At 34.5% G+C, this 25,781-nt stretch carries 19 protein-coding genes, 1 other RNA gene and 1 pseudogene; 5 read left to right on the forward strand and 16 right to left on the reverse strand.

The genetic code is table 11. The features are described from left to right. A pseudogene (locus tag I130_RS07955) lies at window positions 1-215 on the reverse strand (alanine--glyoxylate aminotransferase family protein); the annotation flags it as partial. A 635-nt stretch (window positions 216-850) separates the two neighbouring features. Then, window positions 851-1,828, reverse strand: coding sequence for an alpha/beta hydrolase (locus I130_RS07965; protein WP_083932884.1), 978 nt, complete (start codon window positions 1,826-1,828; stop codon window positions 851-853). Between the two features lie 773 nt (window positions 1,829-2,601). Between I130_RS07965 and I130_RS07970 the strand changes: the two genes are divergently transcribed. Beyond that, complete coding sequence (locus I130_RS07970; RefSeq protein WP_157480552.1) at window positions 2,602-3,081, forward strand: phosphate signaling complex PhoU family protein; 480 nt, start codon at window positions 2,602-2,604, stop codon at window positions 3,079-3,081. Between the two features lie 73 nt (window positions 3,082-3,154). Here the strand turns inward: I130_RS07970 and I130_RS07975 are convergent, their stop codons facing one another. From I130_RS07975 to I130_RS16890, 6 genes are all read right to left on the reverse strand, one after another. Beyond that, the gene (locus tag I130_RS07975; protein ID WP_034921331.1) at window positions 3,155-3,553 is read right to left on the reverse strand and encodes a hypothetical protein; all 399 of its coding nucleotides are present in this window, start codon (window positions 3,551-3,553) and stop codon (window positions 3,155-3,157) included. A 128-nt stretch (window positions 3,554-3,681) separates the two neighbouring features. Next, window positions 3,682-4,620: a glycerophosphodiester phosphodiesterase family protein gene (locus tag I130_RS07980; RefSeq protein WP_034921333.1), complete on the reverse strand. Its 939-nt coding sequence runs from the start codon at window positions 4,618-4,620 to the stop codon at window positions 3,682-3,684. A gap of 75 nt (window positions 4,621-4,695) precedes the next feature. Beyond that, entirely contained in the window at window positions 4,696-6,270 is a 1,575-nt protein-coding gene (locus I130_RS07985) for a calcineurin-like phosphoesterase C-terminal domain-containing protein (RefSeq protein ID WP_034921336.1), read from the reverse strand. 17 nt (window positions 6,271-6,287) lie between these two features. Next, a complete protein-coding gene (locus tag I130_RS07990; protein ID WP_083932885.1) occupies window positions 6,288-7,727 on the reverse strand; it encodes a SusD/RagB family nutrient-binding outer membrane lipoprotein in 1,440 nt (479 codons plus the stop codon). Window positions 7,728-7,731: 4 nt separating this feature from the next. Continuing rightward, window positions 7,732-10,848: a SusC/RagA family TonB-linked outer membrane protein gene (locus tag I130_RS07995; RefSeq protein WP_051119659.1), complete on the reverse strand. Its 3,117-nt coding sequence runs from the start codon at window positions 10,846-10,848 to the stop codon at window positions 7,732-7,734. Window positions 10,849-11,386: 538 nt separating this feature from the next. Then, on the reverse strand, window positions 11,387-11,509 hold the full coding sequence (locus I130_RS16890; protein WP_262489273.1) for a hypothetical protein: 123 nt from the start codon (window positions 11,507-11,509) through the stop codon (window positions 11,387-11,389). A 189-nt stretch (window positions 11,510-11,698) separates the two neighbouring features. Between I130_RS16890 and I130_RS08000 the strand changes: the two genes are divergently transcribed. Together I130_RS08000 and I130_RS08005 are read left to right on the forward strand one after the other, a co-directional pair. Next, a complete protein-coding gene (locus I130_RS08000) occupies window positions 11,699-11,908 on the forward strand; it encodes a hypothetical protein (protein WP_034921337.1) in 210 nt (69 codons plus the stop codon). Window positions 11,909-11,995: 87 nt separating this feature from the next. Then, window positions 11,996-12,694: a hypothetical protein gene (locus tag I130_RS08005; protein WP_034921339.1), complete on the forward strand. Its 699-nt coding sequence runs from the start codon at window positions 11,996-11,998 to the stop codon at window positions 12,692-12,694. 402 nt (window positions 12,695-13,096) lie between these two features. Here the strand turns inward: I130_RS08005 and I130_RS08010 are convergent, their stop codons facing one another. Next, on the reverse strand, window positions 13,097-14,182 hold the full coding sequence (locus I130_RS08010) for a Fic family protein (protein ID WP_034921341.1): 1,086 nt from the start codon (window positions 14,180-14,182) through the stop codon (window positions 13,097-13,099). 932 nt (window positions 14,183-15,114) lie between these two features. On the opposite strand from I130_RS08010, the gene I130_RS08015 reads away from it, so the two are divergent. Continuing rightward, on the forward strand, window positions 15,115-15,444 hold the full coding sequence (locus I130_RS08015; RefSeq protein ID WP_034921343.1) for a BfmA/BtgA family mobilization protein: 330 nt from the start codon (window positions 15,115-15,117) through the stop codon (window positions 15,442-15,444). A gap of 444 nt (window positions 15,445-15,888) precedes the next feature. On the opposite strand, the gene I130_RS08020 is transcribed toward I130_RS08015, so the two are convergent. Together I130_RS08020 and ssrA are read right to left on the reverse strand one after the other, a co-directional pair. Beyond that, window positions 15,889-17,148 carry a site-specific integrase gene (locus I130_RS08020; RefSeq protein WP_034921689.1) on the reverse strand — a complete coding sequence of 420 codons (1,260 nt, stop codon included), beginning with the start codon at window positions 17,146-17,148 and terminating at the stop codon, window positions 15,889-15,891. Window positions 17,149-17,405: 257 nt separating this feature from the next. After that, window positions 17,406-17,807: a transfer-messenger RNA gene (gene ssrA, locus I130_RS16440) on the reverse strand. Window positions 17,808-17,993: 186 nt separating this feature from the next. Here ssrA and I130_RS08025 point away from each other — a divergent pair. Continuing rightward, window positions 17,994-19,199, forward strand: coding sequence for an NAD(P)-dependent oxidoreductase (locus tag I130_RS08025; RefSeq protein ID WP_198012041.1), 1,206 nt, complete (start codon window positions 17,994-17,996; stop codon window positions 19,197-19,199). Window positions 19,200-19,267: 68 nt separating this feature from the next. Here I130_RS08025 and I130_RS08030 read toward each other — a convergent pair whose 3' ends face one another. The 5 genes from I130_RS08030 to kdsA all read right to left on the reverse strand — a co-directional run bounded on the left by I130_RS08030 (window position 19,268) and on the right by kdsA (window position 25,727). Further along, on the reverse strand, window positions 19,268-20,584 hold the full coding sequence (locus I130_RS08030; RefSeq protein ID WP_034921345.1) for a mechanosensitive ion channel: 1,317 nt from the start codon (window positions 20,582-20,584) through the stop codon (window positions 19,268-19,270). A 383-nt stretch (window positions 20,585-20,967) separates the two neighbouring features. Further along, the gene (locus I130_RS08035) at window positions 20,968-21,825 is read right to left on the reverse strand and encodes a universal stress protein (RefSeq protein WP_034921346.1); all 858 of its coding nucleotides are present in this window, start codon (window positions 21,823-21,825) and stop codon (window positions 20,968-20,970) included. Window positions 21,826-21,831: 6 nt separating this feature from the next. After that, entirely contained in the window at window positions 21,832-23,457 is a 1,626-nt protein-coding gene (locus tag I130_RS08040; protein ID WP_034921348.1) for a BCCT family transporter, read from the reverse strand. Between the two features lie 69 nt (window positions 23,458-23,526). Beyond that, window positions 23,527-24,678 (reverse strand): hypothetical protein, encoded by a 1,152-nt coding sequence (locus I130_RS08045; protein WP_034921693.1) that lies wholly within the window; start codon window positions 24,676-24,678, stop codon window positions 23,527-23,529. 230 nt (window positions 24,679-24,908) lie between these two features. Then, window positions 24,909-25,727: a 3-deoxy-8-phosphooctulonate synthase gene (gene kdsA, locus I130_RS08050; RefSeq protein WP_034921351.1), complete on the reverse strand. Its 819-nt coding sequence runs from the start codon at window positions 25,725-25,727 to the stop codon at window positions 24,909-24,911. Window positions 25,728-25,781 lie beyond the last annotated feature (54 nt).

Below are 25,781 nucleotides of genomic sequence, written 5' to 3' on the forward strand. Positions count from 1 at the left end.
CCTGCCATATCCATGGCTAGAGTGCCAGTTCCTGCCACAATAAAAGCTTGTCCTTTTGGGGACATCCAAACCTCTCTCATTAACTCAAGACTATTGCCAAAAACCTCTATAAAATCTGGAGATACATGACTAGTAGTTGCCATGCCCATTGCTTGTAAAACTTCTGGTTCAAATTCAATAGGGCCAGGAATCATTAGTAATTTTCTGCCTTTCATTTATCCTCTATTTATTTCTTCAAATTAAGTTTGCTAACAATTAACACCTTCAAATTTAAGGCTAATATCTATTTCTCCAATATTAGGTTTGCTAATTTAAGGGAAAAGTATGTATGATTATCACGCTAATAAAACCAACGAGCATTATTGCAGAAGATGGGTTTCTATGCGTGTTTTAGAGGAGATAAGTAAGAATGAAAAAGATCATATTTTTGATATTTAGATCTCCGATTATAAGGATGATGGAGGGAAATATCTGATTTTAGCATCTGCAACCAAAGATCCTTTTAAAGAAAATAGTTATAGGAGTATAAGTGATGGTTTGCTTATAAATAAGCAGTTACAGCGCAAACTTAATTTTCTGGTTAATCCAAAAATTCTATCCATTAAAGTGGGGGTAACTTGTGAGCATTGTGCAATTAAAGATTGTAAAGTAAGACAATCACCACCTATCATTTTGGAAAAGGAAGACAGGAACAAAAAAATTAAACTGATCGTAGATAAACCGTCTAATACAGATTAGACAATTTAATTTACTTAATAATTATTCTAAGGGCTATTTGAATTTTCATAAATCTAATTAGGGAGTTGCATGAGCTAAAAATTATTGATGTATTTTTTCCTATTTATAAAAGTTAAGCAAAGCCTTTCTCAAGCCATGTAAATATTTGGGTGTAGACATTTTCTCTTACTGTCTTTTTTGAAAGAATCAGATCATGCATACCGTTTTCGATCTCCAGAATACTTACTTCGCCATTTAATTTTTGGGCATTTTCTTTAATTTGATCCACCTTCAAAACAGCATCTCCAGATTTGAATTTATCAGACCAGGATTTTTCGTAAACAGAATTATCGCTATGCATCACCAATGCTGGAACTTTTATAATGGATTTTTTTCGAATATTTAATTGTGCTCTTTTTATTGCTCTAATAAATCCCAGATTTACATTCGGAATTTCATATGGTTTCCAAATAAGCGAATAAATCCATTCTCCATATTTTTCTTTATGCAGACTATATCCATATAGTTTTGTAAACCCGCCTGAAATAGGAATGTTTGGTAAATAGTTACCAATAAAAGAAAGTAATGGGATGCCTACTGATCTTTCAAACTTATTTAAATTGAATTCATAAAAAGGGCTGTTACAAATCAATCCATGAAACAAATTGCTATCTGGGTGATTGACAGCATAATTTGTGGTAATTAAGCCTCCCGTGGAATGCCCCAGTAAAATTACCTTGTTGATGGTTTCAGATTTAATAATCTTTAAGGCAAGGTCTAATTCTTCATCATATTCTAAAATGGAACGTACATTATTAAATTTTTGATGCTTCAAATAGGATCTGCCATACTTTCTCAGATCCAGCGCATAAAAATTATATCCTTGCTGATTGAACCTCAAAGCCAATTCTTTCTGAAAGAAATAATCGTTAAAACCATGAATACACAGGATTGCTTTCTCTGATTTTATATCAGTAACTCGTCGTACTAACGTAGCAATTACCTCCCCTTCGTAATCATGGGAAAGTTTCAGATTTAACTTTCCAAACCCATCACCAAGAATATCAGGAGTGTATTCTTTAAACCCGCCCATAGATCTATTTTCTTGCATTTGATTTAATCTGTTACTGCTGTGAAAGATTTTTTCTGATTTTTTTAGAATTTATAAATTTTTAGTTGAAGTAATAAAAAACATAGCAGTAAAGGTTACAAAAATAATAATCAATATGATATTGATTTCTGAAGAATTGGTTACAATATCTCCCCCGTAATACGCTATGCCAAAAGTTCCCATGGTCTTTGCGTCTTAAAACAAAAAATCTGCTCAGGTAAAAATACCTAGCAGATTTTTGTATTTTAATCCACACAGAGCTACGCTTCATAGTGTACGCGGAGGGTTTTTAGAACCCTTGTGCTCCCTATTAGGAAATACATCTATGCTTAACCGTTCCTTCGGTCCGGGCGTCTTTAAAAACAAAAAATCTGCTCAGGTGAAAATATCTGGCAGATTTTTATTTTTTTAATCCGCAGCATAGCTGCGCTTCATAGTGGAGTCGGAGGGAACGACGATAGTTTCAACTTTCCAGCATTTATAAGCCATAAGCAGAGTTCTGATTTTATTGGTCACCGAATTGGTCTCGCTTTAACAAAGTTTAACGTTTGAATTGTCTTAATGAGTTTAAAAGGAAGCAAAACGCGTCAAATTATATTGCGGATGGTTCTATATACTGATCGGATTTAACCATGTCTTCAGGGCGGATATTTGAAGTTTTTAGGTATTCCTTTACACAAAAGTAAAATGTGTAAAGAAAATCTATTTGTCTTTACACATTGGAAAGAGTGCACATAAGTAGATTTCTCGTAATCATTAAGATTTCGAGGCTTTTGAATTTGACTATTGAGCATGAGTATGAGGAGTTTTTGACTTTACAAAGACGGATGGGGGATGATCTACGATTTATAATGGCTCTTGGCAAAATAATATATGAACTGAAATATATTAATGACTACGCTTTAGGTATTTCCAGAATTACGGTGGAGTTCGACTTAGCTCCCGATATGAAACTATTGAAGACACTTCGACTGAATGAAATGTTTTCTTTTGTTATCTCTATGTTAGAGGATATTCGGGACGTCTACCTTGACAAAGATAGCCAGCGGGCCCATAAGGTGTTTAAGAAAGAACGAAAAGAAAATGAAATTAGTTACAACACCAATTCTATTATATCTTATTTACTCAAAAATGAAGGAGATATTATCGAACAATCTTTGTTGCTTTTGAGTGTTATCGAAAACGTTGAAAGAGTAGGAGACCTAATTACCAATATTGCTCAGAAAATCATCTTTTTTAGAGAGGCTGTATAAATTCCAATTCCAAATTATTGGTATAATCTCCACTGCCTTTTTTCCTATTCGATGCCCTTCCGAATGATAAAATTTAAACCCCTAGCGGCTCCTCAATAGTTAATGCAGTTTTACTATTAATCAGTTTTGTAGCAATTCTACTGAATAGTTCTCCTGCTTTGTCGGTAAATATTACTTTTATCCCGTAATGTCGTGCTTCTTCAACCAACACCCAGTCGGGATATTTTCCGCATAATAAATACTCTGTTTCAGGTGTTATTTCAGGCTGTAAATTCGCTTCCCACTTATTCAAATTGTCTTTATAATTTATTGGGAAAAATTCACCGGAAAGAACAACATTCTTAGTTTGCAATAAACTATTATTCTCCTTTGAAAAACCCTTCAGAAATAATGGTGCTGGAGCTTCCTGAAAAAACAGTTTTTTAATACTGATTTTATCTAAGATTTGTAGGTTAATCCTGTTCAATTTCATTGCTTAATCCTTATTTATTTTACTGATGTAAATTTATAAAATAGGGGGGAAAGCGGTATTACATGTATATTATGAAAATATAAAATCACTGTTCATAATTTCAGCTGCGACCAAATAGCTTTTGACTTTTAGTCAACATTCTTTCTCATTTCAATTACCTTTTCAGGATAATCAGATATAATACCGTCTACATTAAGATCTATCATTTTCCGGATGTCCTCTTTTTCATTAACTGTCCACGGAATTAATTCCATTTCCATATAATTGATTGAATCCACAAACTGCTCATCTATTACTTGGTTAAAATTTGGACTATAGATTTCAGGGATGAATTGTAAAACGGATAAATTTTGATCAATACCTTCACGGTACACGAGGTATGCAAGATTAGTTTCAGGATATTCTTCATTCATCAAATTAAGGATGTTAGGGTCAAAGGATTGAATATAAATCTTATCTGAAATGCCTTTTTCTTCAATAATTTCCATTACCAGGTTTCCGAATTCTTCAGGCTGAGGCTGATATTTACCGTAGTCAGCTTCAACCGACTTTAATTCAATATTGTATTTCACTGGTGGCAGGCCTTCAGCGGCAATGAATGTCTCTACGCTGTCAATAACTTCAGAAAGTAAGGGTTTATAGGTCTTGATTTTTTGTTGGTCAGGAAAAAGAAAGTTACCCCTTGATCCTACATCAAACCGCCGGATACTGTCATAGTTCATTTCATATAAATTGTAGGAACGCTCATCTGTTTTTTTTATGGAATCGCCGGATGGGTTATTAACAAACAGGGAGGACATATAGGGTTCATGAGAAACTACTACCTGTTTGTCTTTTGAAATAACTACATCCAATTCTAAAACATCCACCCCTTTTTTCACAGCACTAATGAATGCTGGAATGCTGTTTTCAGGAAAATTTCCCCGATCTCCTCTATGTCCCTGAACCTGTACAATAGAAGTAAGAGAAACTTCATTGGTCCCTAAATCATTTTTTTCTAAATCTGATTTACAGGAATATAATCCAGTAAATAATAAACAAGTGAGGGTTATTGGTAATGTTTTCATGCTGTAAATTTTGATTAATAATTAAAGCCTGCTTAGCAAAAATACTGAAGCAGGCCTTAAAAAATGAAAATGGATTTATTTTGCTTCTTCCAGTCTATAGCTGCTGGTCGCCGTATGAACCTTTCCAAACATATCTTTGGCTTTTATTTCAATAGAATGTTCTCCCGTTGGCAGGTTCGTCGGGATATTACCACGCCATAAATGCTCGCTATTTATAGGGTTGGAAGATCTCCTTCCGGACATAAGTTCCTCTGTTGTATCCCATTCGTAAACCATTTCCACATAAGAAGGATCAGGCTCCACAACATAATCCATCTCTTTCCATTCCCCCTCATCTATCCGGTACATTACTTCATCACCTTCGGTTCCCATAAAGAAATTAGCATAGATTCCTGCCTTAGTTCTTCTGCCTTTGGCAACTACTTTTGGAACAAAAACTTCCATTTGATAATCTGCCGGTTTCCCTGCAACTTTATAATCTATATTGTAATTATTCCCGGTGAAATTAATAAATGCATAGCCTTTTGGAGTTCCATCTCTCATAGTGGAAACCGGAACATTGGCTTCATCTAATTTTCCTGAATACCAATCTCCGGATGTTGTACCAACATTGTAATGATGATGTGGTCTATTCTGATGCCATCCTTCTTCTTTTCCGAAGAAATCCTGCCGTTGGATATGGGTATGGGCAGAAAGTGAAAGTGTGTTGGGGAAATCTTTTAAAAGCTCAAATAGCCTTTCTCTGTCTTCATCACGAAAAGTATCTACATCACCGGGTTCGCTTAATGGAATATGCATTGCTATAACTACCAAATGATCTTTAGGAACATTTTTTAAGTCGTTTTCTATAAACTGAAGTTGATCTTCCCGAAAACCTCCCCAGTAACTTTCCCCATCTCTGGGATCTGGATATAATACATCATCCAAAACCAGAAAATGTACCTTCCCATAATTGAATGCATAATTGGCAGGACCAAAATGGGCTTCATAGGTTTCATCTGATAGGGAATCTTTTTCAACATCAAAATTTATATCGTGATTTCCCAACAAATTATACCAGGGAATACCAACTCTTTTCACAGCTTTTATATACGGATTAAATAGGTCCAGATCATTCCCCACCAAATCGCCTAGGCTTAATCCAAAAGGAACATTTTCTATTCCTTCAACTTCAGCTACAATTCCCTCAGCAAAAAAATCTACTTCTTGTTGAGTATACGGCTGTGGATCACCAAAAATAAGGGCAGTAAAATCTTCTTTTTCTTCAGAAGGAATTAAAGCAAAATTAACCGACTTCGGCAAATTGCCAGTGGGGGAGATACCTTTAAATTTTAATTCGGGTGATCCCCCTGGTTTATAAATATAGAAGAATTGCGGCAGGTTATCTTCATTTTTACCGATATTGTATCCTGAAGGTTTTATGATTGCTATTATATTATCTTTACCAACCTGTAATTCGTATTTTCCTTCCTGATTTGTGAGAACAACCTCAATTCCATTTGTAACAGCAATTTCCGAAATTCCATTTTCTCGGCGGTCCTTTTTTCCATTTTGATTGCTATCCTCATAAACATAACCCCAGGCTTTTTCCTGGGAAGAAAGATTCAGGCTTAGTAAACCAAGTATAGTAAATGCAAGTATTTTCTTCATTATTGTTTTTTTATTTACTAATTATCCCACCAAACTTTGGTGTTTATATTATCACTCCCACCAAGCATTTCAACTGCTTCCAGGTAATTTTCCCGGTTATTAACCTGGATGTCCTGAGGATAAGGAAATCTAACCGGCATTTTGGCATCATTTACCATAGCATCAGTTTTAGGTAATTCAGGCAAGCCTGTTCTTCTATATTCAAACCACTGTTGATAATCAGTAAAGTAAAGTGCGAAATATTTTTGAAGCATAATTCGCTCTAGTGTCCCGTTATACTGAGCCAGTTCATTTTCAAAATAATCTTCAGGAACTTCTGTCTCCATTTGTTCTATTGCAGCATTTACTCCATTTAAATAATGGGTTTCAGCATCTCCTGTGTAGCCTTTTTGTGCCAACTCCGCTTTTATAAACTCAACCTCAGCATAGGTGAGCAAAAATATTTGCATAGGATTTTCTACCTGTTCTATATTAAAGGTAGATGCATTAAATTCAAATTGAGACTCCGGACCCTCGTATGCACTGGGAATTCCTTTGTAGCCGATTGGATTGTTATCCAAATCAGTAGCCATAGTACCTATAACAGATCTTCTTGGGTCTTCAAGCTCATTTAAGTTATCTACAAAAAACTCTGTTAACTTTACACTTAACCTGAAATCCTGGGGCCTACCCCAGGGTGATACGTTGGGAGTCACCCCGGTAACCTGTAAAATTGCAGACTCTTCTGTATTCTCAAAAACCGGATACGAAGTCGGATTGTTGATCATTGTGGTTAATTGCTGAAAGGTATTTAATTCTACCTGTCCTGAAACTCTTAACAATAATCGCATCCGTAAGGAATTAGTAAACTTTTGCCATTTACTAACATCGTTTTGAAAAAGGATATCTTCAGCATATGGCATAGTAACCTCAGTATCATAAAGCTCATTTGCACGTTCCAGATTTGCCAGAATGGTTTCATAAATAAAAGGCTGTGAATCAAAAGCTGGATAAAGATTTCCACTTTCTCCCTGCACTGCCTCGGTCATAGGAACGGGGCCAAAAATATCGGTTAAATTAGAATATACCCAAGCGTCTAATGTTAGTGCAATTGCTTCATAATTTACATCCCCGGCTTCTTCCGCAGCAGTTCTCATCTCGTTAATATTATTCAACCATCGATAATAATTGTACCAGGATGAATTTCCTATATTAGGACTTACGTCATAGCGGTGCAATCCTCCAGACACACTTGGAAACGGTAATGAAACCTGCATAAGATCAAAAGTGATGCTTGAGCTGCGGTTGGCATTATGTGTTGCTAATCCGTAAATAATTGGATTAATTAGGGTTCCCGGACTTATTGCTGATATTCGATTGGGGTCTTCGTTAATTTCTTCGAAATTAGAAGTACAGGCAAAAAATAGAAAGCTTGCTAAAATAGCAGTACTTAGATATTTTAAATTTTTCATTTTCATTTTATTATAAATTCACTTGTAAATTAAATCCATAGGTTGTTGGAGAAGGCATTTGCCCCATCTCCACTCCGGGTAAAATGGTATCGCCATTTAAAGCAGCTGTTTCAGGATCGTATATTGGAAAATCTGAGAATACTGCCAGATTTCTACCAAACAGAGAAACATTTATATTCTGGATGCTGCTATTTTGAAACCACTGCTTCGGGAATTTATATTGTAAACTCACTTCCCTCAGTTTTAAATAGGACGCGTCAAATGAATTGGATTCTACATTGGCCCTTCTGTAAAAACGATTATACCAATCCGGTGTGATGGCTTCAGTAGTATTTGGCGAGAAAGAACCATCCTCGTTTAGAACTACACCTTCTCCTACGATCACACCTTCTTCCCTGCCTCTAAAAGTGGATTTCAATTTTCCCTGCTGTACCAATTTATGGTGAGTTTGAGAGTAAATAATTCCCCCATATTGACCATCAAGTAAAACGTTTAGGGAAATATTCTTATAATTAAAATTATTTTGTAAACCTCCTCGCCAATCCGGACTAGCATCCCCTATATACATAATATCATCTGGATAAGCCGGCAGACCTCCATCATCATAAACTATTTCTCCTTCAGGAGAACGGACGAATCCTGCTCCATATATCGCAGTTGCAGTACCGCCAACTTTGGCAATGATTCGTGCCTGTCCTCCTGAACCTATTTCCTGTTGCCCATCTATACCATCGGCCAGTTCTAACACTTTATTCCAATTTCTTGCCCAAGTGAGATTAGTTGTCCATTTAAATTTATCAGTATTGATGATCTTTGCATTTACTGCTAGTTCTATTCCGCGATTTCTGACCTCTCCAGAATTTAATACTCCCGAACTGTATCCTGTGGTAATATCTAATGGTACCGAAATAATCTGGTTTTTAGTGGAGGTTTGATAGACCGTCGCATCAAGGTTAATCCTGTTATTAAGAAGTCGGGCTTCCACTCCTGTTTCATAACTGGTTGTGATTTCCGGCTTAAAATTGGCATTGTATAGATTGGTAGGCACCACCGCTGAGCTGGGGAATGCATTCTGGCTATAATATTTGCTTGTTCTATAAGGATCAGTATCGTTCCCAACCTGAGCATAAGAGAATCGATATTTCAAATAATCTACAGGGCCTGAGAAATTAAAAATTTCAGAAAGAATTATACTTGTATTTACTGAAGGGTAAAAGAATGAATTGTTTTGGGTAGGCAGAGTACTTGACCAGTCATTTCGACCTGTTAGGTCTAGAAAAACTCTATCTTTAAATGAAAAAGATGCCAAACCATAAAAACTGTTTATCTTTTTATTTCTATCATAAGTATTAACGATTGGATTATTAACTCCATTTGCAAGTTTGTAAACATTTGGTACTACCAACCCATCTACTGATGCATCGGTCCGTCGGTATTGATAATCCATTGCATTTCCACCTCCTGAAATTGAATAAGAAATGTTTTTGCTGATTTCATCTTCATAAGTTAGCAGGAAATCAGCGTTAACTTCCTGTTTCCAAATATCCTGTGTTTTATAATATCCACGGGAATATCTGTTAATGCTATAGGGACGTCTTTGTTCCCTATCCTGAAAGTAAGTGTTTAAGGATGTTCTCAACATCAAATTTAATTTTGGTGCCAGTTGAACATTAGAAAAAATACTTCCTACCAATTGATTACTGGCCAATGGATTTGTGGCTTCGTAGGCAATTAAATATGGATTATCAATATAAGAGCTAAAAGGTTGAATTTGCTGAAGATTTTCCTGTCCATCCTGCCAAATAGGTCTCAACCAATCAAGATTTACATTTGGATTCTGGAATATCATAAAGTATGCAATAGATCCATTATTGTAACCGGTTCCAGGAAGGTTATCGCTACTTCTATTATTATAATTTAAGGTTGATCCCACCTCTATGTTTTCAGAAACTTTATACCTGGCGTTCACTGAAGCGGTAATACGTTCAAAACCTGTATTAGGCATAATCCATTCGTTGAGCTGATGCCCAACGGAAACCCGCATCGAACCATTCTCACCACCCCCCTGAAGGGTCACGTTATTATTAGTGGTAAAACCAGTACGCCAGTAATCCTTTCGGTTATCCTTATTAGGTCTCCATAACTGGCGCTCAAGGGACTGCCCGCCAACTTCTGGATCATATTGAAAGTAATATTGTCCATCAAAACGAGGCCCCCAGGCACTACTGGTTCCACCGGTACTATTTCCGTCTTCAGAACCTCCATATGAATAGTAGGGTTCACCGGCATCATTAAAAGATTTACCCGTTCCCTGTCCATATTCATATTGAAAATCCGGCCAACGTTGGATCACATCTAGGGTGGTACTGGTATTATATGAAATTCCTAAACTTTTTTGATCTGTACCGGTTTTGGTGGTAATTATCAATGCGCCATTTGCGGCCCGACTCCCATAAAGTGCGGTAGCTCCCGGCCCTTTTAAAACCGAAACACTTTCTATATCTTCAAGATTAAGGTCTGAAATTCCATTTCCGAAATCTACAGGCGAATCGCCTCCCATATATGCACTGGAAGATCCTGAAGTAGTCATTTCAGTATTGATTGGTACCCCATCAACTACAATAAGTGCGTAGTTACCATTAGGATTTAGTGAATTATTACCACGCAATGTTATTTGTTGCGAATTGATTGGACCTGAACCGGTTGAAACAATATTTAAACCGGATACTTTTCCTTTTAAACCTGCGGACCAGTTATTGGGAACCGTCTGGGAAAGATTCTCAGCGGCAACAGTTTCCTGTGAGAAACCTAATCTTTTTTCTTCTCTTTTTATTCCTAAGGCTGTAACGACAACCTCATTCAGAGAATTAAGATTTTCGTTTAGTTGTACTTCAATAAAATCTTCATTTTTTACTGCAATTTCCCTGGTTTCAAAGCCCATAAAGGAAATTTCCAGAACTGGAGCTTGACTTGTAACAGAAAGACTAAATTCTCCATCGAAATTTGTTTGGGTACCATTATTTGTTCCCTTTATAACTACCGTAGCTCCTGGAAGTGGCAGTCCTTCTCCATCTAAGACTCTTCCCCGAACAACCTGCTGATTATTTTGGAAGGAAATTGGATTCATCTCGTTTATTTTAAACGCATATGCCTGAGGTAAGCTTAAAAGAAAGCAGATTATAAACACCTGCTTTTTTAATAAAAATCTGATTAAAAATTGTATGTTAGTATTCATTACAATTTGGCTATAAAATTAATTTTTTTAGTCTAAGTTTTGGCTAAGCCCATTCTGGTGCAACAGAATGGGCTGTTTTTTTGGCTAATTCATGGCTAGAGATCTAATCTTATATGTAGGGGTTTTAATTATGCTGTAGGTTCTTTGTAATCGTAGATTTTAATTTTAAAATGCTTTTACAAATAAAAGGGATTACAATGGAGTACCTTCCTTTTCTTACTTTAAGAATGGTTTAAGTAAACATTAAATCCAGGAATAAAGGGGTTTTCCAGGGTTTTTAGCGCTGTTTTGATAGAATATTATTATATAATTGAGGTATTTCCTCCTCAAAATAAAATCTCATAACCTTAACATAAAGGATGGGGTACAAAGTTTAAGCTATAGTTAAATTTTTATGCCTTAATACCTTAACTATTTTAATAAAAACTATTTACTTATTGTATCCGGAGCGTTTTCCATTTTTCCCTTCTTTTTCTTGCTTCTGAATATTTTTCCTTGCATTCAATTCATTTACTTCCCGCAGTGCCGTCGCTGTTACCATTTTCCGTTGCATCCTTTACGGAATTTAGAATTAGGATAGGCCGTAGGTTCTCCCTTTCTTCAAAAGCACAAGTATTTTCAGGCCGGCTAACTTCTTAATTCCGTTTCTTCTTATTACGCTACTTCTAGTCACTTTGTAGAAACTATAAATTTTACATTATTAGCCAAGATTACCACACAAACTCCAGTAATCAGTGAAGGGATGTATGCTTATTTTGACAATAATGCAAGTTACTTTTTAACTGGTGCCAAATATGATGGAGTAGCTGATATGATCCAGTACTCAGCTGATATATCTTTCAGTACTTTATATCGAGGTGTTATTGAGGATATACAGGATAGAACATTCTATATCAGAAATAAAAACATTTCTGATATAGAAACTCAATTAAGCAATCCGAAATACAATTAAAAAAAATCAATATTGAGTTATGGAAGTTCGAAAAAGCTTCCATAACTTTTCTATTCTTAAAATGTGATTACAATTAGACAACAATAAATGGTTAGAAAATTTTTAAAATTTGTTTTCGCTTTCATTCTATTTGTTATAATTGGAACACACACCCATGAATTAGGTCATCTGTTTGTAGCTGAACTATTAGGATATAAAACTACCTTACATTTCGCTAGTATTGACTATGATAGTTCCAAATTGAATAATGAATTGGATAGTATTTATATTCAAAATAAAATTGAAATTGAAGCTGGTAAATATTTTGAGGAGAAGGAGTTGTTCGAAAGAAAATTAGAGAAATTAAATTATGATAGTTTCCTAGTTACCTTAGGTGGCCCATTACAGACAATACTTACTGGTTTTTTTGGCTTATTATTGATTTCAACACGATCGAAAAAAATTAAAAAGAGTGGTTTTAGTTCAATCGACTGGATCTCAGTTTTTCTATCTTTATTCTGGCTTCGTGAAATTTATGTTTTATTTCATTCCTTTTTGTATGAAATGGTTTTTAAAGAAGGTAATTATTTCGGGGGTGATGAGAGATACATTTCAGAATACTTCGGTTTACACCCTAGCGTAGTTCCTATTGGCCTTGCTTTGATTGGATTTGCTGTAGCTACTTATATACTATTTTACTATATCCCTAAAAAATATCAATCCGTATTTATAATGTCAGGTTGCTTGGGAGGTATTGTGGGTATTGCTGTATGGTATTTTCTTTTGGGTCCAATACTTTTACCTTAATATTATTATCAATTATTAGTAGTATATATATAAAACTACATTAAAAACCCAAATAGTTTTCCGTGAAATAGGTAATAGGTTTTTCCCAAACTAATTGATATAATTCTTCTCTGGTAAATTCTATTTTGATAGCCATGATAATCTACTTTTTAAATTAATTACATGCTAGTTAAATTTTGATAAGTAATTTAGATGAGAATTTAATATTTTTACTATTTAGTTGATGATCGCGGTTAAGGAGCGGCTAACACCTAGTAGATGTACGTGTCTGCAACTGCTTATAAGAACAGCGTAATCTGATATGAATCTCCAAGCAAAATCTCGGTATTTCTGGAATTTGTTTCAGTATTTTTATTTCGACTAAGTTTACAATGTATCCGTGTCATCTATAAAACCGACTACTTAAGAATTTTCTAACACCTCCATCAACCTAAAATTAAGATACAGTTTTTCTTTTCCAACCTTTTCTGAGGTTAAGAATCCCGCTCCTTCTAATTCATTTAAATAATTTCCTACAGTTTTTGGGGTTCCTAAATCAGCGTCTATTAAATACTGACGTTTTGTGTAGGGAAGTTTAAAGAGTATTTCTATTAAATCTTTAGAATAAACTTTTGGTAGATCCGACTTTACTTCTTCAGTAAAGGTTATCATCAATTGATTTACTTGATTTAATAAAGTTAATCCCTTATTTGCTGTAAATAAGATCATTTCTAGCATATATAAGATCCATTCTTCCCAATCTCCCTTTTCGGTTACATTACGTAATTTATTGTAGTATTCTTTTTTATTTTTAATGATATATTCACTTAGATATATTGCAGGAATATCTAAAAGTTTTTCAATTTTTAAATAGAGGAGAAGTAGAATACGTCCTGTTCGCCCATTTCCATCAGTAAATGGATGTATCGCTTCAAACTGATAGTGGATTAAAGCCATTTTTATTAATGGATCAATGGTATCTCTTTCATTGATAAATTTTTCAAGATTAGCTAATTTATCTCTCAGAATGGTTTCTCCCGAAGGCGGAGTATATATGATTTCCCCTTCTGTGTTTTTAAGAGTAGTGCCAGGCGTAGTTCTTATACCAGCTGTGTTTTTCTTTATACTTTGTACAATCTCAATACACAAATTGGTAGTGATAAAAGGTCTTTTTTCAATAGACTCTAAGCCTTGCCATAATGCCTCTTTATAACTTATAACCTCCTTTGTAGCGGAGTTGTTATATTTTTTATCTGCAACAATAGCTTTATACAAATCGTCATTTGTTGTGATTATATTTTCTATTTCAGAACTCGCTTTGGCTTCTTGTAAATGGATAGTATCTAGAAACAATGTTGGATTAGGTAAGCTGATGAGCATACCATTCAATTGTGCTAATGCTCTACTGGCTTCGATTGTTTTTCGAAGCACTTTGGTGGTTTCTAATATACCATCTGGTGGTAGTAAGGGTAAATTATTATATGGCTTACTTCTATTAAAATTTGTCATTAGTATAAGAGTAAAATTTACTTTCGTTCCCTAAACAAGGGTAAATATAGCTAAAATTTACCTTCGTTTGGATGATAGGAGTAAATATTACCTTTGTTGAAACTTGAAACCCGCTCCAGCACATTTCCACTCCACTACATTTCGGGAAAAGCGCTTCACTAAAATGTCTTGAACCCAATTCCAAAATCCTGATGAACCATTTAAGTATCAATTTCTATTTTGATGCAATAGGGTAGAAGGAAGATTCTTTTTTCGTCTTGATTTTGCAATTGAGTTCGCTAGATCCTGCTGCATTGGAAATTTATATTTTCAATATTTAGTGATCAATATTATCTGAAACTTATTCTCTTCAAAGTCTCTCGGTACCTTTCCAATATAAAATAAAAAATTCAAAATTAAACGGACTGCATAAACCACGTTGTTATTTATAAGTCCTTTATTAATTCTGAATTTTTAAAATCAGCTATTGGAAAGGTAACAGCGAGGGCTCTATAGGAAGTAAATTAGATATGCAGACTTTATAGAATTTTGATAACGTTAATGAAGTTTATAACAATGTTATTTTCCTTTTCTGGAAAGGAAAACGCTCAAGATATAAAAAGTAAATGTTGGATTTTAATATTCCAAATAGCTGCAAAATACCACAAATAATATGGCTTGAAAATTGACGTTTTTAAGTGAGTTTTTAGATTGTTTGCAGTTTTTAAGGTTCTCATTAAAAGAGCGATAGCGAATAAAAATGAGTAGCAAGAGGGTAACACGCTACGCGATGTTATAACACTCATTTTTGTATGCAAATACCTAATAATCAGTTAATTGTGACGATAAAATAATTTAGGTATGTTTTCATTTTTGCGACAAAATTAGAGAAACAGTCCGCCTAATACTATAAACACTGGTATGAGTTATCCTAATTTCCTAAAATAATGACCATGAGTAAGAGATTTTCAAGAATTAATTTTCATGCCCAAACCGTGGAACGGTTTAAAAAATATGCCATACAGAATGATACCAATTACACCGAAACAATGGAAGCTATTCTGGACTTTTTTGAGAAGTATCGTATCAATCCCTTTGTGCCATTTGATGATTCCGTTCAGAGTTTGAAAGTGCTGATAAATAAAAGAATGGATGCAGTAGAAAGTATCTTGAGAAAAATGGAAGCGGAGCAAACCATACCAACCAAACAAATGTTGGATCGGTTGTTTAAATGGGAAGAAAGTAAAAAGCCATTAATTCTTGAGAAAAAACAAAATAATTAAAGTTTTAAAAATTTGTAAAACACTACAAAACAGACTAAATTTCACGAAATGGATTAACCATTTGCAAACGGAAATTTAAGGCTTTTTAAGCGAGTTTTTCTTTTCTAAAGTACAAATACGGGTTGAAGAAGAAAAGCTTTAAATTTTGAGCTAAAAATTGCTTTAAAAATGACATCTTTAACTAACTCATTCCATACTTTTTTCAGTTTACCAAATAAATAAAAAAATAATGGCCTGCCTGCCCTTCGGTTTTATATGTTTATTTGTTTTATATAGTTTATATTTAGATACCAGTGCTTGTCCACTGATGGGACGGTGCCGGTACAGGACTTGTACACACATGGGACAGTAGCGTACCATTGCCAGTCCAAATAGGGTACAACTGATGGGACTACTAATTGAATTCAAATAGTTTCAAATTAAATGATTAACATGAGCTAATTTTTACTTTTTGGCATTCTTTTTATTGGTAATGTTTTTTTCTGCTTTTTCCGCTAATTTTATTTTCAGTTCATTCATATCATCACTGATTTTTCGATCTACGATTTTTGCATAATGTTGTGTTGTTCTCAAATCTTTGTGTCCAAGCATTTTGCTAACAGATTCTATAGGAACTCCATTAGTAAGAGTAATGGTAGTTGCAAAGGTGTGTCTGGCAAGATGAGTATTAAGCGGTTTGGATATTCCGCACATTACAGCGATTTCTTTTAAAAAAGCATTGGATTTCTGATTACTTAAAACTGGTAGTACGCAACTTCCAGCTTTTACTTCGGGATGGTCTTTATATTGTTCAATTATTTTTTCAGCTATAGGAAGTAGGGGAATGCTACTTAAAGATTTCGTTTTTGTTCTCTTAATGCGTATCCAGTTATCGCCGTCGATTCCTTTTGTGATATCTGCGCTGCTAAGTTTCTTCACGTCAGAATAAGCGAGCCCAGTGTAACAACTGAAGACAAACATGTCTCTGACCAGTTTTAAACGATCTAAATGAAGGTCCTTATCAATTAATTTCTGGACTTCTTCTTCATTTAGGTATTCGCGTTCCACCGCATCAAACTGAACTTTGTAATTGTAAAAAGGATCTCGATCCATCCACTGATTTGCTAAGGCAATACGAATGATCTTTTTAAAATTGTTCACATATTTCAATGCTGAATTATGATTACACTCTCTTTTGGTTTTTAAAAAATATTCGAATTTTGTGATGAACTGATGGTCTATATCTTTCATTCGATAATCATCAGCTTTATATCTTTCATTTAAAAATTGCTCGACGTGATTATAACATGTCCAATAACGTTTTGCGGTGCTTTTAGAAATACTTTTACCGGAAAGCCGATCCATTTGTTCATTATGTTCCTTAAAGATCTCTAAAGTCATTTTGGATTGTTGTTTGGTCTCGCCTTTCAATTCTTTTATCATTCTGGAAGCGGTAATAGGTTCTTCATTATCTGATAATACCTGATGAATTTTATTAAGCTTGTGGCGAATATTGTTGATGTGGGTATTGATTTCTTTTTCAATAGCATTATTGCCCATCACTTTTTCCATTTTCACATTCCAAAATTCGGATTGGATTCTACGGGAAATACTGTGTTCCTTTCTTTTTCTGTTGACGGTAAGCCTTAGATATATTGGCAATAAGCCGCGTTTATCTATCTTTTTATTAACGGTGTGAAAGTGGGTGTGAAAATCAGTTTTCATAATTTTAAAAAATTTAGGTCTCGATTGGTTACTGAAAGTAGCTAAAAAGAGAATACGAATGAAAACTTTAACTTTCCCTAAGGAATTGAAAAACAGCATTTTGTGAGCTTAGCGAGACCTATTTTTTAAAAATAAAATAGGTCACCGTATTGGTCTCGCTTAGTGGGCATTTATATGATATTAAACGGTATCAATAAAAATGAAAAACCCCGTAAATCCTAGGATTCCGGGGTTTTTGATACCGATTATTAAGTAAAAAGTGGAGTCGGAGGGTTTCGAACCCTCGTCCAAACAAGCAATTAACATAGCTTTCTTCACGCTTAGTTTTCAATTAGTTGTCGATGCAAGACCGGCCGAAAACCACCAACCTTACACGTATTCTCAATTGAGCTTCGGAATTACATCAAGACCCTGCAATTCCTATATTTACTTTGTCGATACCTCTGCTGTGAACGCCGTAAATCAAGGCTTTCACGAGGCATCTCGGCTCCCTACCTGGTAGGGATAAAGATAATCCTACTGTAATTCGGATTATGCAGCCAAGGCGTAGTTATTCTCGCCGTTTAAAAAAGTGTGAAATATGAGATTTACGAGCTATATCCCAGCGCTCGACGTGCTTACCATCCAATTAGACTCGCTGTCAAATCCAAGTCGACCCCATAAAATAATGAACTTTTGTGCGTTTCCCGCATCTGCGGGACTGGGCTATCCGCTTCAATCCAGTATAATTTCAAAAAAAATTAAACTGGGATTTTCACTTCTATCCCTAACGCGGCTGCAAAGATACAGATTAAAATTTATATCTTTGGAACACATGTAATAAACTACAAAAGATATTCCAACATATGATAAAATTTGCTTTGATCAAAGAGCGTAAAACTCCGCCAGATAGAAGAGTGGTTTTTTCTCCAAATAAACTTAAAGAGATCGTTCAGAAATTTCCAGAGGCAAGTTTTAAAATTGAATCATCAGATATCAGGATCTTTAAAGATTCGGAGTATGAAGAAGCAGGATTTATAGTGTCTCAAGACATTACAGATTGTGATGTTTTACTTGGAGTTAAAGAGGTGCCAATCGCAAATTTGTTACCTAATAAAAAATACTTTTTCTTTTCTCATACTATAAAGAAACAACCTTATAATAGAGATCTTTTAAAGGCTATCTTAAAGGATAATATTGAATTATTAGACCACGAAGTAATAGTAAAGGAGAATGGCCATAGATTAATAGGTTTTGGTAGATATGCTGGTTTAGTTGGTGCTTATAATTGTTTTAGAGCATTAGGAATAAGAGATCAATTATATAATCTGCCCAAGGTTGAGGTTTTGCCAGATCTAAAATCTGTTCTAAAAGAACTAGATAAGATAAAAGTTCCAAATCTAAAAATACTTCTTACAGGTTCAGGAAAAGTAGCCCATGGTGCCAAAGAAATATTAGATCATTTACAAATCAAACAAGTACCTGTTTCAGAATACTTGGAGAATGAATTCCTAGAGCCTGTTTATTGTTTGATAGATGTACGCGATTATAATATTCATAACAGCGGAAAGAATACTACAAATAGACATTTCTATAAGCATCCTGAAGAATACAGATCTAATTTCATGAGATTTGCAGCTGTTAGTGATGTTTTTATTGCCGGTCATTTCTATGGAGATGGAGCTCCGGTCTTTTTTACTCAGGAGCAAGCCAATTCTCCTGACTTCAAAATAAAGCTCATTGCAGATGTGTCTTGTGATATTGGTATTCCTATTGCTAGCACTATAAGACCTTCTACAATTGCAGATCCTATCTATGGATATGATCCTAAAACAGGGGGAGAGGTAGATTTTAGAAAGGAAGGTGCTATTACTGTTATGGCAGTGGATAATTTACCATGCGAATTGCCTAAAGATGCGAGTGAAGGATTTGGAGAAATGTTTATGAAAAATGTAATTCCTGCATTTTTCAATGGAGATAACGATGGGATCTTAAAGCGTGCAAGAATGACGAAAGAAGGCGAATTAACAGAGCGATTTAGATACCTTCAGGATTATGTAGACGGTAAATAAAATTTGAATAACACTTAATAAAAAAAGCCCGCAATTAGTTGCGGGCTTTTTAGATAATTACTTAATGTTTATAAATTAAGTGTTGGGTCATTTGGATCTCTTCTATTATTAGAATCACTAATATCTGGATTTGGTTTATTAGGATTAGCAGGATCGTTAATGTCGTGTTGAGGTTTGGAAGGATTCACTTGGTTTCTTGAAATAGGTTCCGCAGATTTATCTTCCTTAAACTTTTGAATTACCTCTCTAAAGTGTTCCCCAGCGGCTTCTCTACCACCTAATCCATAGCTTAATGCAAAAGCAACCGCAAGTGCTCCAAGAATAAGTCCGAAAGCAAGTTCTACTATTTCATTTGCAATTCCCATGGTTCTTAACGCAATAGCTATAAACAGTGCTAAAGAAGCATACCTTACAATACTAGCGATAAATTTATTGTTACTAGACTTTGTCATTGTATTATAGATCATTACAGATATGTAATTTCCTATTGCAAGGATTATAAGTCCGAATATAATTTGTCCAGTTACTTCAAGGATCTGATTTAAGATCTCTGTTAATCTATCTAATCCTAAAATTTCTACTGCGGTAATAACCCCAAAGAAAACCAAGAAGAAATAAATAAGGTTTGCTACAATTTTAGATAGAGATTGATTGGCTCCAATCATATTTTGAATTTGAATCTTTTCGGCAAGAGTATCTAGACCTAAGCTTTTAAAAAGATCTTCCAAGAAATCTGCAAGGAATTTTCCTCCCCAAATAAATAAAGTAAGAATTAAGGCTGCAATTATTATCTCACCAAGCATTTCAGTGAAACCGTAAAGAATATTATTCGCTGGTTCAGAAATAGCATCTAATTGAAGTGCATTAAAAGCTTGTATCAAGAAGGGGATAAAGATGATTATAAAAACTACTTTTTTAAGGATATTTATAAGTTTATCTGTATCCTTAAAGCCCGTTTTATCTACCATTCTATCCAAGAAGCTTCCTCCAATACTCACTAAATTGGAAACAAACTTAGCTAAGATATATCCAATAAATCCTATTAGAATAGCACCTATGATATTTGGGACAAAAGAAAGAAACTCATCTACCATGTTTTCTAAAGGAGTGAGTACTTGATCTATTCCTAGTATTTCTAGGACAATTAGAATCACGATGATCATAATTAGATAATAAAAAATATTTCCTAAAAATACATTGGTGTCTGCTACATCTGCGCGGCCAAAAACACGTTCATCCCAATTGGTTTTTTTAAGTAGTCTAACTACTAAGGCTTTAATTCCTTTTGCAATAAGCCATCCTACAAGAAGCACAAGGATTGCTCCTAAAAGATCAGGTAAAAAGTTAGATACCTGATTGGCGAAATTTTCTAGTTGATTTTCCATTTATAATCTAAATATTAAAGGTTAGATTATGAAATTAAGAAATCAAGGAGCTTTTATCATACTAGTTAACATCAATTTATGTGTTTTACTTATAATATGGTAATAACTGTGTGATAAGTGTTAATAAGTATTGAATTCAGTAATTTATTAACTTAATTCGCCTATTTGAAGAAATCCTTTGTTATAATTTCAAATCGGCTTAAAGCTGATCCTTGCCATATGCTAATCTTGTCAATTTAAGAGTGCATAGGATCTAAATTACTAAGTTGGCAGATTAAATTAAATACTATATAAACCATAAAAATTATATGACCAATAAAATTAGCTCTTAAAAAAAAGCTTGTAACCTATAGGTACAAGCTTTTTATATGAAGTATGTTATTTTACTTGGTAATCCATAATGGTACCTCAAGATCTTGATTAAAAAGTTCTTCGGTTACGCTACCAACAAGTAGTGACGAAAAAGTATTTCCGCCTTTATCTCCTAGAATTATTAAATCCACTTTAGAAGTTTGTGCCTTTATTTGTAATTTTTCAGCAACTCCAGTGTCCTTTCCTGGAATGATCTCAAGTTCTAATTCTCTTTTTAAATGGAGTTTTTTAATGAATTTTTCATACCGCTCCCTTAAATGTTTTTCAATTTTAATATCGAGATTTTCTTTAGGTATATAAGGTGAGAATTGAATAGGCATATTATAAACGTGCACCGCTTTTGCATTTGCATTGGTGCTGTTCTGTAATATTTCTGTGAGTTCAAATACTTTTTTGGAAGCGCTCGAAAAATCTGCTCCTGCCCAAATGTTTGTGATTTCAGGTTTCGCGTTTTTTGGAATAGATAGAATATTACATTTAAGCATTCTAAGTAATTTTCCACTTACTACTCCAGTGCCTCTCACTTTATTCTTGTTTCCAATAATTGCTAGTTGAATCTCGTATTTATTAACAATATAATTTATTAGAGATTCTGAATAAGGATCTTCAGAAATAAGCACTTCCCATTCTACAGGAGCCTTAAATTTCTTTTCTACCTTTTCATTTAATTCATCTCCAATTAAATCATCTAGATTTAAATCTTTCAGTTGTTCTTCAAATAATGCTGATATCTCATACTTCTTTATATTATGAACAAAATACACCTTTTCTACTTTAAGGCTTTCAGCAATAAATGAAGCATAGTTTATTAAAGTATCATCAATATCGGATAAGTCGAGCGCAACTAAAATGTTTTTTATATTGTACATAGCGAACTATTTTAAGGTGTTTGGCTGATTGGTATTTCTTTTCTTTACGATTTCGGAAACTATTTCTTCATAATTCTCAAGTTCTTTCTGGGATTCCCGTTTTTGTAGTTTCTTCATGTCTTCGCTTAATCCTTTATAGAGTGAAAAGCACATAACTATTAAGATGATTGCAAAGGGCAATCCGGTTACAATAGTGGCTGTTTGAAGTGCTTGTAAGCCACCCCCTATTAAAAGAACCGAAGCGATACCACCTTCAGCAAGAGCCCAAAAGATTCTTTGACCCACAGGTGCATCTATTTTTCCGCCAGAAGTTAGATTATCTACCACCAAAGATCCAGAATCTGAAGAGGTAACAAAAAACCCTGCAATTAAGATTATTGCTATAATATTAAGGATAAATGCGAAAGGATAATCTTCCAAAAAGACAAATAGCGCAGTGGCAACATTATCATTCACTGCATTTACAATAGTGTCGTTTCCAAGAAGCGCCTCATGTATTGCGGTACTTCCAAATGCAGAGATCCAGAAAAAAGTCACTAGAGAGGGCACTAATAAAACTCCTAAGATAAATTCACGCACGGTTCGTCCTTTAGAAATACGTGCAATAAACATTCCTACAAAAGGCGACCAGGCAATCCACCATCCCCAGTAAAAAACGGTCCAAGCATTTTGCCAATTAGAACCAGTATAACTTTCTGTCCAGGTTGCAATTTCTAGAAAACCAGATAAATAATTACCTGTATTTTGCACGAAGGATTTAAAAATAAAGATCGTTGGTCCTAAGATTAAAACTATCAGAAGAAAGAATACCGCTATTCTCATATTCCATTCACTCAAAACTCTCACCCCTTTATCTACTCCCAAAACAACCGAAATAGTAGCGACTAAGGTTATTCCAGCAATTAGAAGAATTTGAGTTTGCACTCCGCTATCTACTCCAAAAAGGTGATTTAATCCTGCTGCAATTTGTTGTACCCCCATTCCTAAGGACGTGGCAAGTCCAAATAAAGTAGCTAGTACAGCGAATATATCTATAGCATCTCCAATTTTGCCGTAGATTCTATCTCCTAAAAATGGATAAAATATAGATCTTATAGTAAGGGGAAGACCGCGGGAATAAGTAAAATATGCCAACGAAAGGCCAACTAATGCGTACACCGCCCATGCATGAAATCCCCAATGTAAAAAAGTGAATTTCATTGCTTCTTTAGCTGCTTCCGCAGAGCCACCTTCAGCCATTGGTGGACTTAAGAAATGATAGACAGGTTCAGAAATACTCCAGAACAGTAAACCAATTCCCATTCCCGCACTAAAAAGCATCGCGAACCATGACATAGTTTTAAATTCTGGTTTGGCTGATTGTCCGCCAATTCTTAATTGCCCGAATTTGCTAAAAGCGAGATAGATCATGAATATTAAAAATATATTCACACTTAGTATAAAGAACCATCCAGCTTTGTTTGCAACAAATTCCTGAGTGGCGGTAAAATATCCCTCTGCTCTTTCTTTAAAAAGAAGTGTTAAGGTGATTATTAATATGATGATTATTGCTGAGGTGAAAAATACAGGGCCATTCACTTCTAATCCAAAAATGGATTTTCTTTCATCACTTCTTATAATTTTCTTAGCCATATAACTGGTTTTTTAATTGATAGGGAATTAATTCTTTTAGAATTTTCTAGTATAAATCAAAGATTGTTATTAGAAATAATAACCGATATTAATATTGAATCTCGCTTCCCATTTCGCATCTGGGTTTCCGCTAGAGAAATCGTCTACAAAATTTCCGCCCAACCAGGAATGATTATATCCTGCTGCATAATCTACATAAGTATAAACATTTCCTGCACTTACAAGTACTCCAGTTACGTTCATATAAGAGTCTTCAAAACCACGGGTTTTCTTTTGCATGTATCCAAAATCATTATAAAATTGCAAGTTGGAAATTGGTCCCCATTCAACCGGAATATTTCTAGATATTGCTAAGGAATACATATTAAAATGTGCTGCAACTTGATAAGGCGCACCGTAGGCAGCCATAATCACTATATCTCTAGATTCTCCTTCAGCATTTTCAGGATCATGGGAAGCAGCAATAAATTGAGCTTTTGCATTCCATTTTCCCTTGGTAAACTCATAATGAGCTGCAATAGCAGAATGAGCACCAAGTTCTTCAGTGTCGAGATTGTAAAGTTTCCCGTATTCAGCAGAAAAACCCAGTCTATGCGCTGCTTCATCTCCAAATTTATAGATGAATTTTCCATTGACCTGATTAATTTCTTTGTTCCTGCCTGTAATATCATAAGAGTATCTATTAGGAGAAGTTTCTGTATTGTTTCCAAATTTAAGTTCCTCTGCATTCTTAAAAAACGCGATTTGGTATTCAAATTTTTCTCCAGTATGCATATATTTTATACCCATATCGTGGTCATCTTCCATTCCCACATAATAGGTGAGATTGAAGAACCAATTATGTGAGTTATATTGTTGAATTCCGAAAGGGACTTGGGTGAGGCCAATATGAATTTGATCTAATTCATTGAATTTGTAACCTAGCCAACCTTGTTTTAAGAATCCACCTCCGAACCCGTCTGAATATAACCGATATTCAGCATTAAGAAATATTCCTTTATATGCAGCTTCAGCATTTACTCTAAACATATCATATCCAAAATCACCACCACGTTTTTTCTGTCCGTCTTTCCAGGAGGAGAGATTATAATTAAACCGAAGGGCTCCTCCCAGCTTTAATTCTGGGGTGTCCTGTGAAGCCGCGGGTAATGCAACAGAAAATGCTATTAGAAGAAAGAAAAGTTTTTTTGAAAAAATGAAATGAGTAATCTTATCTATCATGTAGGGAATTAAAAGGTTAGCTAAATTTTTTGGATTGTAAGGGGAAAATCCCAAGTTTGGTAATATACAAATTCAATTAAGTTTTATGAGTACCTTTGGGAAACCTATAACAAACAAAACTTGTAGGATTATTAGATGTAACTAATTATTTATCGGTTACTTAGATATATAAAATAGAAAAACTCCTACTTGTACTTGTAGTAAGAGTTTTTTAATAATAAAGAATTAATTTAAAGTGAGTTTATAGTTTTTCTAATTGCAGTAAGGTTTGTAAGTAATGTTTCGAGATATTTAAGATCCAACATATTAGCACCATCGCTTTTTGCATTGGCAGGATCAAAATGAGTTTCAATAAATAATCCATCTACATTGTTCACTATCCCCGCACGAGCAATTGTTTCTATCATATCTGGTCTTCCTCCAGTTACTCCGCTAGTTTGATTAGGTTGTTGTAAAGAATGTGTAACATCTAAAACTGTAGGAGCAAATTCTCTCATGGTTGGAATTCCTCTAAAATCTACAATCATGTCCTGATAACCGAACATAGTTCCTCGATCGGTGATCATTACTTGTTCATTATTACAATCGGTCACCTTAGTTACCGCATGTTTCATGCTTTCCGGGCTCATAAATTGTCCCTTCTTTAAATTCACCACTTTGCCAGTATTGGCAGCTGCAACAACAAGATCTGTTTGTCTAACAAGAAAAGCCGGAATCTGAAGAATATCTACATATTCTGCTGCCATTGCGGCATCGGAGATTTCATGAATATCTGTTACCGTGGGAACTTTAAAAGTTTCAGAAACCTTTCTTAAGATCTTTAAAGCTTTTTCATCACCAATTCCTGTAAAACTGTCTATTCTACTTCTATTCGCTTTTTTGAAGGAGCCTTTAAAAATATATGGAATTTCTAATTTGTTAGTGATTTCCATCACTTTTTCGGCAATTCTTAGGGCCATTTCTTCGCTTTCAATAGCGCAAGGGCCAGCAAGTAAAAAGAAGTTGTTAGAGTTGATATATTGTAATTGTGGAATTTTATCTAGTTTCATGATGCATAATTAGAGCGCAAAGATAATGATATAGAAATTTAATGCACTTCATAT

The organism is Gillisia sp. CAL575 (assembly GCF_000403785.1).
In the GTDB taxonomy this organism is placed as follows: domain Bacteria; phylum Bacteroidota; class Bacteroidia; order Flavobacteriales; family Flavobacteriaceae; genus Gillisia.